Below are 14,497 nucleotides of genomic sequence, written 5' to 3'. Positions count from 1 at the left end.
CGCTTGCCGCATGGATTTCGCCGACTCAGGTCGATCAACGCTCGGTATCGAGTGGGAGCTTGCGGTCGTAGATGCCTCGAGCGGCGAATTGGCGGGGTTCGGCCCGCAGATCGTTGCGGCGATTGATGACCCCCGCATCGTAACCGAGTACATGACGAACACGGTCGAGCTCGTCACGGGTGTGCACACGTGCATCCCGGAGGCGGTTGCCGAGCTTGCTGAGCTCCGCGAGTTGCTGCGGCAGGCGACCGCACAGCGCGGTCTCGCCTTCATCGGCAGTGGGTCGCATCCGACGTCCTCATGGCGGGATGCCACGATCCGCGACACCGAGCGTTTCACCACGATGCGCGAGGAGTCCAAGGCGTGGGCCGATCGGCTCGCAATTTGGGGCCTCCACACGCACATTGGCGTCGAGTCCCGAGCAAAGGTCGCGCCGGTGATGCACGTCCTCACGGCGACCTCGCCCGTGCTCCTCGCGGCGAGCGCCTCAAGCCCCTTCTGGTGCCGCGAAGACACCGGGTTTGCCTCGCACCGCACCATGCTCTTCCAGCAGCTTCCACACGCAGGCACTCCCCCAGCCTTCCGCTCGTGGGCCGAAATCGAAGAAATGGTGGACCACTACATCGCAAGCGGCATCATTCAATCCGCCACCGAACTTCGCTGGGAGATCCGCCCCACGCCACGCTTTGGCACAATCGAAGTGCGGGTCGCGGATGGCGCTACAAGCCTCGACGATCTCGCCGCACTCACCGCGTTCATGCACGCCATCGCCGAAGCCACCTCGCGAGCGCTCGACCGGGGAACCAGAATGCCTGCCCTGTGCGAGTTGCCACTGTGGGCGCACAAGACGAACCGCTGGCGAGCTGCGCGCTACGGGACGGGGATGGAGGTCATCCAGTACGTCGGTTCATCAGGAACTCCCCTCGCACGGGTCGCCGACGAGCTCATTGACTGGGCGATGCCCGCCGCGTCCTCACTCGGATGCGTCGCCGAGCTCGAACGTTTCTCGGGCCTTATCCGCGAGAACTCCGCGGACCGCCAGCGCGCACGCCTCGCCGCGAGCGCAGGCCGCTTCGAGCCCCTCCTGCAGGAGCTCATCGCGGCAGCACGCGGTTAGCGCTTGAGGAACTTCTGCAGCTGGGCGAGTTCTTCCTCAGACGGCTGGCCCGGGATGCTCGCGGTGCCGAAGCCCGCCCCCTTGCCGAATCCGGCTCCCGTCGCCTTCGGCGCCTGCAGCTCCTGCTGCTGACGCTTCGCCGGGTTGCCCGAGTAGGCCTTGCCCTTCTTCTTGCCCTTCTGCTGGGCGGCACGCTTCGCCGCGCGACCGCCACCCATGCCGGGCATCGGCCCCATACCGGGGATGTTCGGCATGCCGCCGCGGGCGACCGTCTTCATCATCTTCGAGGCCTGCTCGAAATTCTTGAGGAGGGTGTTGACATCCGTCACCGTGCGGCCACAACCGCGCGCGATGCGGGCACGACGCGAGCCATTAATGAGCTTCGGGTTCTTACGCTCGGCGGGAGTCATCGACTGAATGATCGCCTCGGTGCGGTTGATCTCGCGCTCATCGAAGTTGTCAATGAGGTCCTTCATCTGCCCCATGCCCGGAAGCATCCCGAGCATGCGCTTCATGTTGCCGGCCTTGCGCATCTGCTGCATCTGCGCGAGAAAGTCGTCGAGGGTGAACTCGTCGTTCGCCATCTTCTCGGCGGCCTTCATCGCCTCTTCCTCGTCGAAGGCCTTTTGGGCCTGCTCGATGAGGGTGAGGATGTCACCCATGTCGAGGATGCGGCTCGCCATGCGGTCGGGGTGGAACACCTCGAACTCGTCGAGGCGCTCACCCGTCGAAGCGAACATAATCGGGCGGCCAGTCGTCTTGGCCACTGAGAGTGCGGCACCACCGCGAGCGTCACCGTCGAGCTTCGAGAGCACGACACCCGTGAAGTCGACGCCCTCCTGGAAGGCCTTGGCGGTGGCAACAGCGTCCTGACCGATCATCGCGTCGATGACAAAGAGGACTTCATCCGGGTTCGTTGCCTTGCGGATGTTCGCGGCCTGCTTCATGAGCTCCGCGTCAACACCGAGGCGACCCGCGGTGTCAATGATGACGACGTCGTAGTGCTTGTCGGTCGCGTACTTGATGGCGTCCTTCGCCACGCGGACCGGGTCGCCGATGCCGTTACCGGGCTCCGGCGCGAAGACGTGGGCGCCTGCCTGGGCACCGACGATCTGCAGCTGGTTGACCGCGTTCGGGCGCTGAAGGTCACAGGCCACGAGCATCGGCTGGTGTTTGTCTTCGAGGAGCTTCTTCGCGAGCTTTCCGGCGAGGGTCGTCTTACCGGCACCTTGCAGACCCGCAAGCATGATGACCGTCGGCGGCTGCTTCGCGAAGTTGATGCGGCGGACCTCGCCACCGAGGATGCCGATGAGTTCCTCATTGACGATCTGCACGACCTGCTGGGCCGGGTTCAGCGCCTTGTTGACGTCATCCGAGAGTGCGCGCTCGCGAATGTGCGCGGTGAATTCCTTGACGACCGGCAGCGCGACGTCCGCTTCGAGGAGGGCGCGGCGAATCTCCCGAACGGTCCCGTCGACGTCCGCCGGGGTGAGCTTGCCCTTGGTGCGGAGGTTTGCGAGAGATTCGGTGAGCCGAAGCGAGAGATTTCCGAAGATGGCCATAGTTCCAAGATTCTACGCGAGGCGTCGCGACGGCTGGGGCGCGGGGCGAATGTGCATTCGTGGCAGTATTTGGGGCTTCAAGGCGCACCACGCCTCGAAGCCCCAAATACTGCCATTACTGCACAGCGTGCTAGCCGACGAGTTTCTCGGCGTAGACGTGCGGCGTGAAACCGGTGAGGTCGTCGATGCCTTCGCCCTGACCGATGAGCTTGATCGGCAGGCCCGTGCGCTCCTGCACGGCGAGCACGAAGCCACCCTTTGCCGAACCATCGAGCTTCGTGACGACGAGGCCCGTGACGCCCGCGTACTTGATGAAGGCTTCCGCCTGCGAGACGCCGTTCTGCCCCGTCGTCGCGTCGAGCACGAGCAGCACCTCGGACACTTCGCCGAGCTTCTCGACGACGCGCCGAATCTTGCCGAGCTCATCCATGAGACCGCCCTTGGTCTGCAGACGCCCAGCCGTGTCGATGATGACCATCGGGATGTTGTCGCGCTGCGCCACTTCGACGGTCTGGTATGCGACAGATGCCGGATCCTGGCCTTCGTGCTGCGGACGCACGATGAGCGCACCCGCGCGTCCGGCCCACGTCGCAAGCTGCTCCACGGCTGCCGCTCGGAAGGTGTCGGCGGCGCCCACGACAACCGTCATGCCGTGGTTGCGCAGGAACTTCGCGAACTTGCCAATGGTGGTGGTCTTGCCAACGCCGTTTACACCAACAACAAGCGTTACCGCCGGGCGGGCCGAGAGCTTCAGCGTCGGGTCGAACTTCGCGAGGCGCTCTTCAATCGTTTCGCGGAGCATGCGCTTGAGATCGCGCGGGTCGGTCACCTGGTAGCGCTCAACGCCCGCCTGGAGCTCCTCGATGATCTCCTCGGTGATGTCCGGACCGAAGTCCGCCGTGATGAGCGCTTCTTCGAGGTCCTCCCACGTCGTCTCGTCGATCGTGCGACGACCAAACATGCCGCGCAGCGCATTACCGAGTGACCAAGGAGTACGTTCCGCCATGCCCCCAGGGTATCCGTTCCCTGTACATGGGACGATTGCAGGGAAGAAAGGATCCGGATGCGCATTGGACTGATCCGTCACGGTGAAACCGAGTGGAACGCGAAGGGACTCTTGCAGGGCGCCTCAGATATTCCGCTCAACTCGCAGGGTCGCCGCCAGGCAGAGAGCGCGGGCCGGATGCTCGAGAACGCTGGCTGGCAGCACATCTACTCCTCCCCGCTCGTGCGTGCGATGGAGACGGCCACGACGATTGCCCAGCTCGCCGGCCTCCCCGCCCCGATGCGCGAAAACCTCGTCACCGAGCGTGGTTTCGGTGAGCTCGAAGGCACCTCCTATTGGCTTCCGGATGGTACGCGCGCACCACTGGACCACCCGAGCGTGGAGCCGATGGAGGCCGTCATCGCCCGCACGGTGCAGGCCGTGCGCGAGATCGCGGAGCGGCATCCGGCAGAGGATGTGCTCGTCGTCTGCCACGGCACGGTCATCCGTCACGTCCTCGGCGAATTCATGTCACGCCCAGCGCCCAGCATCGGCAATGCGACCCTCAGCGTCCTCGAAACGACCGGGGATGCGGCGCCGAACGATTTCCGTGTCGTCCTCGCGAACGGCTACCCGCTCCCCCACCATTCAGTGCTCTCCGTGACACGCGACAGCGAGGACGTGTAACCTCGTTACCCGTTGAAGGGGAGTATTCCTCCGCGTCGTGTTCGTCATCACGGCTGCTTTTCGTAAAGCGCCCGGGCACGGCGGCTGGTTTCACCGGCGGAAGAGACCTTCGGCTGTTCGTGGAACCTGAACGCCGGAGGAACCCTCATGCATGTCCCCCTGTGGATTTGGCTTGTCACGATCGTCTTGATCATTGCCTTTTTCGCTTTTGACTTCGTCACGCACGTGCGCGACGCACACGAACCGACAATCAAGGAGTCGACCTTCTGGTCGCTCTTCTACATCGGCATCGCCTTCGTCATGATGTTCGGCATCGCGTGGCTGTGGGACTGGGACCACGCGGGCCAGTTCATCGGGGGTTACACGACCGAGAAGGCGTTGTCGGTCGATAACCTCTTCGTCTTCCTCATCATCATGACGAGCTTCAAGGTGCCGAAGCTCGCGCAGCAGAAGGCGCTGCTGCTCGGCATCGCGATCGCCCTCATCATGCGCATGATCTTTATCGTGGCGGGTGCGGCCATCCTCGAAGCCTGGAGCTGGGTGTTCTACATCTTCAGTGCGTGGCTGCTGTTCATGGCAGTGCGTCAGGCGATCGAATCGTTCCAGGATGACGAGCCAGAGATGCCCAGCTGGGTGAACCTCGTGAAGAAGGTCATCCACACGAGCGAGGAATACAACGATGACAAGTGGACTGTCATGAAGGACGGCAAGAAGGCGATGACGCCGCTCGTGCTCGTCGTCGTGTCGCTCGGTTTTACCGACCTGCTCTTTGCGCTTGACTCGATCCCGGCGATCTTCGGTATCACGCAGGAGGCGTACCTCGTGTTCCTTGCGAACGCGGTCGCGCTCATGGGGCTTCGTCAGCTGTACTTCCTCATCGGAGCACTGCTGGAGCGTCTCGTCTTCCTCGACCTTGGTCTCGCGTTCATCCTCGGCTTCATCGGCGTGAAGCTCGTGTTCCATGCACTGCACGTGAACGAGCTGCCCTTCGTGAACGGAGGACAGCCGGTGATGTGGGTGCCGGAGATTCCGATCTGGTTCTCGCTCGCGTTCATCTTCGGCGTGCTGGCGATCGCGACGATCGCGAGCCTCATCTACTCGCGCGGCGGGGATGGGGATGGGGAGTCTGAGGCTGTCGAGGCCACGTCAAGCCAGGCCTCGTAGCCGCCTCCGCGCCCGTCGAGTGCCATGCCACTGAGGTGGTCAAGTGCCGCCGAAGGCGGCGTATCGAGGCCACCGGCCCGGCGTGAGCGAATCGACTACTTCGCGGGGTTCTTCGCGAGGGCGTCTTGGACGTCCTGCTCGGGCGAGCTCGCGAGCCACTCGCGAAGGCTCGGGTAGAGCGAGGGGTTCGAAGCGAGGGCCGCGTGCAGCTCAGGCGCTGCTGCCGCGATCTCGTGCAGCGTCGCAGCGGGCGTTGCCGGGTCCATCGCCTGCTCACGCGTGAAGCCGTGGCTCGGTGCACCATCCACGTCGAGCACCGACTCAGCGTCCGGCCCCTCCTCCGGAGCCCACTCGTCCACGTTGCTTTCGTGCGCCGAGACGACATCCTCAACCGACTCGCGCTGCACGGATTCGTCGGCGGACGTCCTCGTCACCGAGGCCGGAGCACCTGCGGGGTAGCTGATCGAGCCGTCTTCCTCAACGTCGGCTGCGCCATCGGCAGCAAGCTCGTAGCCGTCGCCAAAGTCGGCGACCGGGCCAGCGTGGTGGCCGCTCGGAAGTTCGCGCTCCGCATCCTGCGAGGTCGTTGCAGCGGGAGCATCCCACTCGATCTCGTCTGCCTTTTCACCGCCGTCACGCTTCGTGCGACCCGCGGCCGGGTCGAAGTACCAGTCGGCAAGCGCTGCATCAATGTCTTCGTGCGTGGCGTCCGGCCCCACTTGCGGAGCGTCGTCAAGCTTCGACGGCGCAGGCGTCGTCGCGGCCTGCATCGGCGGCGGGGTCATTGAGTTGGCGGCAATCGGAGCCGCTGCGGGAGCCGCAACGCCTGCACCGCGCTGGTGCTTCGGAAGATCAACGACGAGGGCCAGGAGGATCGGCACAAGCGGCAGGGCCAGCAGCGGCAGCGGGTACGTCCACTCCATCTGCAGACCTGCCACCACACCAAAGAGCACGAGGAAGCCACCGAAGACCAGGCCAAGCACTCGCGTGAGCAAGCTCGAGAAGCGCCACATGAGCGCCGTCGCGACGAGGCCAATGACCCCGACGATGATGAACAGCGTGTCCCATACGCTCCAGTTCATGGACTGCCCCTCGATTGTGTGTCACCCGGTGAAGACGGTTCTGCAGAGTCCTTTTCAGGATATCGAGGCGCACCTTGGCGGCAGGTGCTGAGCGGGCGAGAGCCATCCCAAGGATGACGTGTTCTCGCCTTGGGGCCGACGCGTCAGGGTGCGCTACTCGCTCGCGGAGGTGTCCGTCTGCCGCTCGATCCGCTGGCCAACGACCGCGGAGACACCGTCCTGACGCATCGAGACACCGTAGAGCGCGTCCGCGATCTCCATCGTCCGCTTCTGGTGCGTGATGACAATGAGCTGGCTGGAGGCGCGGAGGTCTTGGAACACCTCGAGGAGTCGGCCGAGGTTCGCGTCGTCGAGGGCTGCTTCGACCTCATCCATGATGTAGAAGGGGCTCGGTCGTGCCTTGAAGATCGCGACGAGGAGCGCCACCGCGGCGAGCGAGCGTTCGCCACCCGAGAGGAGCGAGAGTCGGTCGATCTTCTTGCCGGCGGGCTTCACCGTGACCTCGATGCCGGTCGTGAGGAGGTCGTCCGGGGCCGTGAGCGTGATGTCGCCGCTGCCGCCCGGGAAGAGCACCGGGAACACCTCATGGAAGGCTGCCCGGGTGTCGTCGAAGGCGTCCGCGAACACCATCTTCATGCGCTCGTCGATGTCCTTGACGATCGTCATGAGGTCCTTGCGGGTGCGCTCGAGGTCATCGAGCTGCTCGGCGAGGAAGGCGTGGCGCTGCTCGAGCGCAGCGAACTCTTCGAGCGCGAGCGGGTTGATGCGGCCGAGGCGCTCCATCATCTTCTCGGCTTCAGCCAGGCGCTTCTGCTGGGCGTGGCGGTCGTATGGGACGCCTTCCGGCTCAGCGTCGGCGTCAGCGTCAGTGTCGTCGCCCGCCTCGGCGTCCGCGTCCGTCGCCGGGTCGCCCTGTTCGAGCTGCTCGCGGAGGCTTCGCTCGTATTCCCGTTCGAGAGTGTCGCGCTCCTCCGACCCCTCGGCATCTTCGAGCGCCTGCTGCAGCGCACGCGTCTCGGCCGAAAGCTTCGCCGCGCGCTCGGCGGTGTCACGGAGTGAATCGTCGTCGAGCGGGACGAGCCGATCCGGGCCGTACTCATCGACGAGGACGGCCTCACTCAACGAGAGTTCACTCGCGGCGCGTTCGAGGAGCGACGAGAGCTGCATCTTCTTCTCGTACATCTGCAGCTCGAGATTGTGGACGTCATCGGTGATTTCCGCGAGTCGCGCGCGCAGGGTCGCCTCGTCGTGACGCAGCTGCGCGAGCTCTTCATTCTGCGCGGCGCGTGACTGCTCGGCGTCACGGAGGGCGGTGCGGGCGTGCTCGAGCGAGCTCGACGCGACGGCAATGGCCTCCGGGATGACCTCAATGACCGATTCGATGCGGCGAAGCTCGGCCCGACGAAGCACCCGCTCGCGTGCTGCCACCTCGGCTGCGGCGCGCTCGCGCTCGAGTCGTTCGTCAAGCTGCTCAGCCCGGAGCCTTTCTGCACGGACCCGCTCGCGGAGCGTTTCGAGGGCAAGACGCGCTTCGATCTCCGCTTCGCGCTTCGATTCGAGGGTTTCGAGCTGACCGTCCCGCTTGCCGGGGGTCATGAGCGGGCGGGGCTTCTCGAGGTGTACCTCGAGCGCGCGCTTCGCTGCAGCCTGCTTCGCCTCAGCATCCGCGACACCGGAGCTTGCCTGGTCGAGCCCCTTCACTGCGCGAACAAGCTCCGCCTTCGCGGATTCGACGCGGCTCGTCGCGCGGTGGAGTTCTTCGCGGCGCTGGGCAAGTTCGGCATCGAACGCGCGCAGGCCCTCGAGTGCGCTCGCCTGGCGCTGCTTTACGGCTTCCAGTTCAGCCCGTCGTTCGCCGCGGGCGAGGGATGCTTCATCGAGCGCCGCAATGACCTTCGCAAGGCGCTCCTTGGCCCGGTCACGTTCCGCGTTGATCTCGATGCGGCTTTGGCCGCTCGTTCCGGATCCACCGCGTGCCGTCGTCGCGGTGAGCACGTCGCCGTCGCGCGTCACCACGCGGAGGGGGCCGTTCGCCGAGGCGAGCAGATGCTTCGCGTCGTCGAGGGTGTCAACAATGACGACGTCCGTGAGGAGTCGCAGTACGGCATCCGGTGCCGTGACGAGATCCTGCGCGGCACGGGCGGTGCCCGGGAGCTTCGGCAGCGTCACCTCGCCGGTTGCGCCGAGCGCAGCGACAAGTTCCACGCGACCAAGCTCGCCCTCGCGGGCGTGTTCAAGCACGCGGATGGCAGCATCCGGGCCCTCCGCGAGAATCGCGTCGGCAAGTGATCCGAGGGCCGCAGCGATCGCCGCTTCGAAGCCTTCCTCGACGGTGATGTGCTCGGCGACGAGCCCCTGGACGCCGTCAAGCTTCGCGGCAAGCAGCGCGCCCGTGCCGTCCTGCACTTCACCGGCAAGACTCAGCGCTTCAATGCGGGCCTCGAGTGCCCCCCGCTCGCGCTCGTGATCGTGAAGCTGCTCACGGATGGCGTCGAGGGCGGCCTCCGCTTCGGTGACCTGCTGCTCTGCGTCGCGGTAGGCCTGGTCGAGTTCACTCGACTCTTGCTCCCCTGCCTCGGAGGCATCACCAAGCTCGGCAAGCTGACGCTCGGCATCCTCAAGTCGCTTCGCGGCTGCATCGCGCGAGTTCGTTTGGCGGAGCACTTCGCCGCGCACGGCCGCGAGGCGCGAGGCCGCAGCATCCGCCTGGCCGCGAAGCTCTGAGCCTTCGAGGTCGTGCCGGGAAATGAGCGCCGCAACCTCGGCGATTTCCTGATCGACGCGGTCGAGTTCGGCGCGCGCCTCAGCCGTGGCAGCCTGCGCCTCGTGCCAGCGGGCCTCGGCCGCCTTCGCCTGCTCGGCGAGGAGTTCTGCCTCGCGGAGGGCAGCACCGACCGCATCCTGGCTCACCGTGAGTTCATGGCTCGGCTGCTCAAGACGCTGCTCGGTGAGGACCTTCCGCTGGCCCGCGAGCTGCTCGAGGTTCCTCAGCCGCTCAAGTGCGGACTCAAGCTCGAAGGCAACGCGGCGAGCCTCGTCGACCTGATCGCCGCGCTGCTCCTCGACGATCCGTTCAGCACGCGCAACCGCCCGGTTCAGCTTCTCTTGCAGGACCATGCGTTCGGTCGAGCGCTCCTGCTCGGTGCGACCAGCGGCGGTGAGCGCCTGCCGGAGCTGCACAACGTCATCCGCCATGATGCGGGCCTTCGCGTCTCGCACGATTGCGGCGATGCCCTGCGCGCGGCGGGCGACCTCGGCCTGACGCCCAAGAGGCTTGAGCTGCCGACGCACCTCGGCGGTGAGATCACGCAGCCGCGTGAGATTGTGCTCCATCCCGTCGAGCTTGCGGACCGTCTTTTTCTTGCGACGGCGGTGCTTGAGGATGCCGGCCGCTTCTTCGATGAAGCCGCGGCGCTCCTCCGGGGTCGCGTGGAGGACGTTGTCGAGGCGCCCCTGGCCGACAATGACGTGCATCTCCTTACCGAGACCGGTGTCGGAGAGGAGCTCCTGCACATCCAGCAGACGCACGTTCTCGCCGTTGATGGCGTACTCGGAGCCGCCCGAGCGGAAGAGCGTGCGACGGATCGTCACCTCGGCGTACTCGATCGGGAGCAGCCCGTCGGAATTGTCGATGGTGAGCGTGACCTCGGCGCGGCCGAGTGGCCCGCGGGTCGAGGTGCCCGCGAAGATGACGTCCTCCATCTTGCCGCCGCGCAGCGATTTCGCGCCCTGTTCGCCCATCACCCAGGCGAGGGCGTCCACGACGTTCGATTTTCCGGAACCGTTCGGCCCAACGACGCAGGTGACACCGGGCTCAAAGATGAGGGTCGTGGGGTTCGCGAACGACTTGAAGCCCTTGATGGTGAGGCTTTTGAGGTGCATGCTGCTCCGGTCGTTCGGGGAGCCTCGATTCTATCGAGGCCCCCGCGCTCATCGGTGTGCGTAAATGGCAGTATTTGGGGCTTCAAGGCGCACCACGCCTTGAAGCCCCAAATACTGCCATTACTGCACAGCTCCCAGAACTAGGCTCGAAGCATGGACCCCTGGCTCACCCTCGCTGTTGTTGCTGGCATGGTGCTCGCGGGCACTCTGCTGCTCAACGCGATCGGCGCCAAGGTCAAGGCAGAGCCGCTCACCGCAATTGCCCGCGCGGGCCTGCAGCTCGCCGCGCTCGTGCTCATCTTGAAGCTTGTCTTCACGAGCATCTGGCTCGTGCTGGTCTGGCTCGGCGTCATGCTCGTCGTCGCGATCCTCACTTCGGCGAAGCGCATCGGCTGGTCGATGCCGGTGCTCAAAGCTGCCGCCGCCGCAATCGCTACCTCGGCCGTCATCACCGTCGGCATCATCTCCGCGAGCGGCATCACGGGCCGCGACACCCAGCACCTGCTCGCGATCGGCGGCATTCTCATCGGCAATGTCATGTCGATCACCTCTGTTACGGCGAAGCGTCTGCGTGAGCATCTGCAGGAGTCGCGGGATGAGATCGAGGGGATGCTCGCGCTCGGCGCGACACCGCGTCGGGCAGCAGCACGCTTCAGAGGTCTCTCGGTCTCACACGCGCTCATCCCGACGATCGACTCAACCTCGACGACGGGCCTCGTCACCCTTCCGGGCGCCTTCGTCGGTGCCCTCTTCGCGGGCTCCGACCCTCTCGATGCTGGCCTGTTCCAGCTCGTCGTCCTCGGCTCGATCCTCTTCGGCGGCGCGATTGCCGGCACCGTCCTCACGCAGCTGCTCGGTGCTCCGAAGGTGCTGCCGCAACCGCCGCGTGAGGCCGAAGAGCAAGCCGTCGAAGGTTAGGCAAGATCCTTCCGGCAGAGCGTTTCATTCATGAATGACGCACAGCGTCGAATTGCTTCTCCATTGAGACGCAGGGCAGGTCAATGCCTGAGATGAGAACTCGCGCGTCAGTGCCCCGCTCGCAGTATCCGCGGGCACGGTAGAAGCTCACCGAGGTGAGACTCGAGTGCAGCTCCGCACGACACCCGCCCGTGGCCTGAATCTCTTTCTCGAGCCGCTCCAGCAAGGCGGCACCCACACCTGCTCGAACGCATTCTGGCGCCACATACAGAACATTGACGGTTCCTTGCTTTGGCGAGCACACCCCTACCCCAATGACCGCGCCGCCTTCTTCTGCGAGGTACGTACGCAGCTCGGGGTTGTTGATGAGTGCTAGATGCGAGTCCTTGCTGGTGCCTGCAATCCAGGCGTCGATTTGTTGCGCCGAGTAGTCGCCGCTGCAGAGCTCTCGGATTGAGCGCCTGTGTACCTCTGCAGTAGCAGTCGCATCCTCAACGCGGGCTTCCCTGATCTGCATGCAGCCAGGCTATGCCAGATGCGGTCACTCGTAGTGCGTGCACATCCGTATCCCCCAGGCCTCAGCCCCGAGTACAAGCGCATCGAACCGTTCCACAAGTACGGGGCCGTAGAGATGGGAAAGACGCGATCCGACACATGCAGCCCGCAGCGCGGGGTCCTGCCATATCTCAAGGAGCGGCCGGAGCACCCCATCTGCAGGAGATCTTCGACGACACTCACCGGCGTTGATCCCGCATCTCGAGCCCGGCCTGCCGCGAACGTTCATCGGACGATGCAAGCAGTTCGGCACAGTGCTGGCTTTTTGCTCTGAGAGTTCAAGAGCTGGTGTCCAAAACGCCTCTCGAAGGGTGATGCTTCCCTCAGGGTCTGTGCGAAGCCGACAGAGACGGATTGCATCGAGCCACGGAGGCTCCTCGGAGAGCACGAGTGATTCCTTCGAGCGCATGACGGGAGCAACAGCTTCACCCGCAGGAAGCAAATACAGTTCACCGTCGCTGATACGCCGTAGGAGCTCTTCAGGGCTCGTCCCTGAGACGATGCGACTTCGCAGTGAGGGAATAAGTCGCGCACCGAACCCGACAAGCCAGAGATCGAGCAGCTCCTGTTGCCTCCGGAGTTCGAATCCGGTCGAAAAATAACCTCGCTCCCGCAGGCGCTTCAGCGCTGCCTGAGCCGAACCCACAGAAACGTTAGCCGTTGAGCCGTCTCGCGGACGGTCGCTCGCGTAAGCGGAGCCCCAGCAAGGCCTTCGAGTCGTTCATTCTCGTTCATGCGACTCACGCGTTCAGACCACCTGAACAACATAAATTTCTGAACATGTAGCCTCACCCTTGGGCTCCTCAACAGCCCACCCCACGGGCAGGAGTGAAAGATACGGCTGTGAACACGAAGTAGCTTGCCGCCCATTCACGTTCACGTACTGCGCGTCAAACGAGGGTGCCACACATCTTTCCGAGTACTCGTGCGCCGCCCCACACTTGAACGATCACTTCCCCGCAGTCGCCTGTCCTTCGCGAATCGACGCCTGGGATTCAATATTCACGTCATCTACCGATCCAATGGTGAGTTCCAGCCGGCGCGACGTGGACTCAACATGAATTGGACGACCCGTACTTGTTCCCACAGCCTCATCCACAATCATCCACGCCGCGTGAAGCGCCTTGACGCGGAGGAACTCAGCCCGAAGAAGGATGAGTTCACGGAATGCATCCATCCGCTCAGGGGAAATGCGCACCCAAGACTGAGCTGGCCTGGGGAGAAGCTTCACGAACTGGTTTACCGCCTCTTCGAGGAACCATTTGGGCGCGGGAGATTCATCCCTCACCGGAGCAAGCTCGGTGCTTGCGAAAACGCGTTTGAGGAATGTCGCCATGTCGCGCGTTCCGTCACGCAGATCTTGGTCAAACGTCGCCGTCGTCTTGTTCTGCAACGCCGCAACCCATGCAGCGGCCGGATCCTCGCCAAGTTCACGAACGAAACTCATGTTGAGTCGACGCCCAGGGAGCACCGTTCGTATAGCGGCGTCGAACTCATCCCGGTTATTCGCCGCAAGTGCTTCGAACTGTGAGTGGTACATCGTTCGGAAGCCTCCGAGGACGTCGGAGATGCGCCCGATTTCGAACATCAGGGCTTGTGGCAAATGGATCTTGTCGTTTCGCCCCGCCGCGAGCATGAGACCTTCCGCCTCGCGGCAAAGATACTCAGTAACTTTGAGGTCGAGCCCGTTGAGAGAGTGAGCTACAGCCCAGCGCTGCATCATGTCGATGAGCCAACTGACCCGTCGCTCTTCCTCAATCTGCGCTTCAGCGAGGCGTCTCCACTGGTGTTCATCCCAGCAACGCAAGCCCTCAACGGCAACATTCATTGCGGCAAGGGCCACGGCAAAGCTCCCTCCGCCCACACCTGGGGGGAATCGTGGAGGCACCCCTGCCTCGCGCGGTGATGCTCCTGGCTCATCCTCCAACTGCAGCCATTTCACGCCGCTGCTGGTGTAGTGAATTTCCCAACGGGAGCCATCTGGCTTCCTGACATCAAAGACGGTCACGGGTTTCTCCCTTACAACGCGGAACAATTCTAGGTGTGGTCGCTATGACAATGTCTGCCCAACAAACCGTTTGACATCGCGTCGACATACGGCCGGGGCAACAGCTTTTTGATTCCCGTACAACATGAGCGGCGGGACCGGATCGGAGCCCCTGACGCCTCGACAGGGCGAACGCAACATTCACCATTTGAAGCCCTGGGCACGAGTGGGGCCGAAGATTCGCTAAGGGATCGAATGAGATGTGTGGCTCGCCATGACGCCCATCTTGGTTACATGGTCGTGAAAGCTCGACGAATGACAGAGGTTCGTCGGAGCACCGACCTGTCGATTTCAGTCACCGCAGCCGAGCCGCTGGCACTTGGGGAAGAAGTGGGAGTTTCGGTTCTGGAACTGCTCGCGAATGAGGGCGCGGCCGCAGCGGTCACACGGCTTCCCGTGGCGGCCATAGGCGTGGAGGCTGTGGGCGAAATACCCAGCCTGGCCATTCACATTCACGTATTGCGCGTCGAACGATGTCCCGCCCTCGGCGAGGGCCTT

11 protein-coding genes are annotated in these 14,497 nt (G+C 64.1%); 4 read left to right on the top strand and 7 right to left on the bottom strand.

What is annotated here, in order from left to right; all coding sequences use genetic code 11:
• The first annotated feature begins 10 nt into the window (after positions 1–10).
• Positions 11–1,117 carry a carboxylate-amine ligase gene (locus tag ZAL01S_RS05915; protein WP_066081153.1) on the top strand — a complete coding sequence of 369 codons (1,107 nt, stop codon included), beginning with the start codon at positions 11–13 and terminating at the stop codon, positions 1,115–1,117.
• On the opposite strand, the gene ffh is transcribed toward ZAL01S_RS05915, so the two are convergent.
• Together ffh and ftsY are read right to left on the bottom strand one after the other, a co-directional pair.
• Positions 1,114–2,679, bottom strand: a complete 1,566-nt coding sequence (gene ffh, locus ZAL01S_RS05910; protein ID WP_066081149.1) for a signal recognition particle protein — start codon at positions 2,677–2,679, stop codon at positions 1,114–1,116. The two genes, ZAL01S_RS05915 and ffh, sit on opposite strands and share 4 nt — an antisense overlap.
• Before the next feature lie 130 nt (positions 2,680–2,809).
• A complete protein-coding gene (gene ftsY / locus ZAL01S_RS05905; protein ID WP_066081147.1) occupies positions 2,810–3,685 on the bottom strand; it encodes a signal recognition particle-docking protein FtsY in 876 nt (291 codons plus the stop codon).
• A 57-nt stretch (positions 3,686–3,742) separates the two neighbouring features.
• On the opposite strand from ftsY, the gene ZAL01S_RS05900 reads away from it, so the two are divergent.
• Positions 3,743–4,351 carry a histidine phosphatase family protein gene (locus tag ZAL01S_RS05900; protein WP_066081145.1) on the top strand — a complete coding sequence of 203 codons (609 nt, stop codon included), beginning with the start codon at positions 3,743–3,745 and terminating at the stop codon, positions 4,349–4,351.
• A 147-nt stretch (positions 4,352–4,498) separates the two neighbouring features.
• On the top strand, positions 4,499–5,515 hold the full coding sequence (locus ZAL01S_RS05895; RefSeq protein WP_066081143.1) for a TerC/Alx family metal homeostasis membrane protein: 1,017 nt from the start codon (positions 4,499–4,501) through the stop codon (positions 5,513–5,515).
• 95 nt (positions 5,516–5,610) lie between these two features.
• On the opposite strand, the gene ZAL01S_RS05890 is transcribed toward ZAL01S_RS05895, so the two are convergent.
• Together ZAL01S_RS05890 and ZAL01S_RS05885 are read right to left on the bottom strand one after the other, a co-directional pair.
• Positions 5,611–6,597, bottom strand: coding sequence for a variant leucine-rich repeat-containing protein (locus ZAL01S_RS05890; RefSeq protein ID WP_066081140.1), 987 nt, complete (start codon positions 6,595–6,597; stop codon positions 5,611–5,613).
• Between the two features lie 153 nt (positions 6,598–6,750).
• Positions 6,751–10,479: an AAA family ATPase gene (locus ZAL01S_RS05885; RefSeq protein ID WP_066081137.1), complete on the bottom strand. Its 3,729-nt coding sequence runs from the start codon at positions 10,477–10,479 to the stop codon at positions 6,751–6,753.
• A gap of 153 nt (positions 10,480–10,632) precedes the next feature.
• On the opposite strand from ZAL01S_RS05885, the gene ZAL01S_RS05880 reads away from it, so the two are divergent.
• A complete protein-coding gene (locus ZAL01S_RS05880; RefSeq protein WP_066081135.1) occupies positions 10,633–11,397 on the top strand; it encodes an ABC transporter permease in 765 nt (254 codons plus the stop codon).
• A 28-nt stretch (positions 11,398–11,425) separates the two neighbouring features.
• Here ZAL01S_RS05880 and ZAL01S_RS05875 read toward each other — a convergent pair whose 3' ends face one another.
• From ZAL01S_RS05875 to ZAL01S_RS05865, 3 genes are all read right to left on the bottom strand, one after another.
• The gene (locus ZAL01S_RS05875) at positions 11,426–11,914 is read right to left on the bottom strand and encodes a GNAT family N-acetyltransferase (protein ID WP_066081133.1); all 489 of its coding nucleotides are present in this window, start codon (positions 11,912–11,914) and stop codon (positions 11,426–11,428) included.
• 987 nt (positions 11,915–12,901) lie between these two features.
• Entirely contained in the window at positions 12,902–13,960 is a 1,059-nt protein-coding gene (locus ZAL01S_RS05870) for a hypothetical protein (RefSeq protein WP_159421608.1), read from the bottom strand.
• A 330-nt stretch (positions 13,961–14,290) separates the two neighbouring features.
• On the bottom strand, positions 14,291–14,497 hold a 207-nt coding region (locus ZAL01S_RS05865), incomplete at its 5' end, for a zinc finger domain-containing protein (protein ID WP_280464771.1).

The organism is [Zimmermannella] alba NBRC 15616 (genome assembly GCF_001570905.1).
In the GTDB taxonomy this organism is placed as follows: domain Bacteria; phylum Actinomycetota; class Actinomycetes; order Actinomycetales; family Microbacteriaceae; genus Pseudoclavibacter; species Pseudoclavibacter albus.
Note: the sequence above shows the minus strand (reverse complement) of the source record. Positions and strands in the feature narration are given on the sequence as shown.

Excerpts from the sequence above, each read along its gene's own strand:
- ZAL01S_RS05915 (WP_066081153.1), top strand. The coding sequence starts at position 11 with ATGGATTTCGCCGACTCAGGTCGATCAACGCTCGGTATCGAGTGGGAG.
- ffh (WP_066081149.1), bottom strand. The coding sequence starts at position 2,679 with ATGGCCATCTTCGGAAATCTCTCGCTTCGGCTCACCGAATCTCTCGCA.
- ftsY (WP_066081147.1), bottom strand. The coding sequence starts at position 3,685 with ATGGCGGAACGTACTCCTTGGTCACTCGGTAATGCGCTGCGCGGCATG.
- ZAL01S_RS05900 (WP_066081145.1), top strand. The coding sequence starts at position 3,743 with ATGCGCATTGGACTGATCCGTCACGGTGAAACCGAGTGGAACGCGAAG.
- ZAL01S_RS05895 (WP_066081143.1), top strand. The coding sequence starts at position 4,499 with ATGCATGTCCCCCTGTGGATTTGGCTTGTCACGATCGTCTTGATCATT.
- ZAL01S_RS05890 (WP_066081140.1), bottom strand. The coding sequence starts at position 6,597 with ATGAACTGGAGCGTATGGGACACGCTGTTCATCATCGTCGGGGTCATT.
- ZAL01S_RS05885 (WP_066081137.1), bottom strand. The coding sequence starts at position 10,479 with ATGCACCTCAAAAGCCTCACCATCAAGGGCTTCAAGTCGTTCGCGAAC.
- ZAL01S_RS05880 (WP_066081135.1), top strand. The coding sequence starts at position 10,633 with ATGGACCCCTGGCTCACCCTCGCTGTTGTTGCTGGCATGGTGCTCGCG.
- ZAL01S_RS05875 (WP_066081133.1), bottom strand. The coding sequence starts at position 11,914 with ATGCAGATCAGGGAAGCCCGCGTTGAGGATGCGACTGCTACTGCAGAG.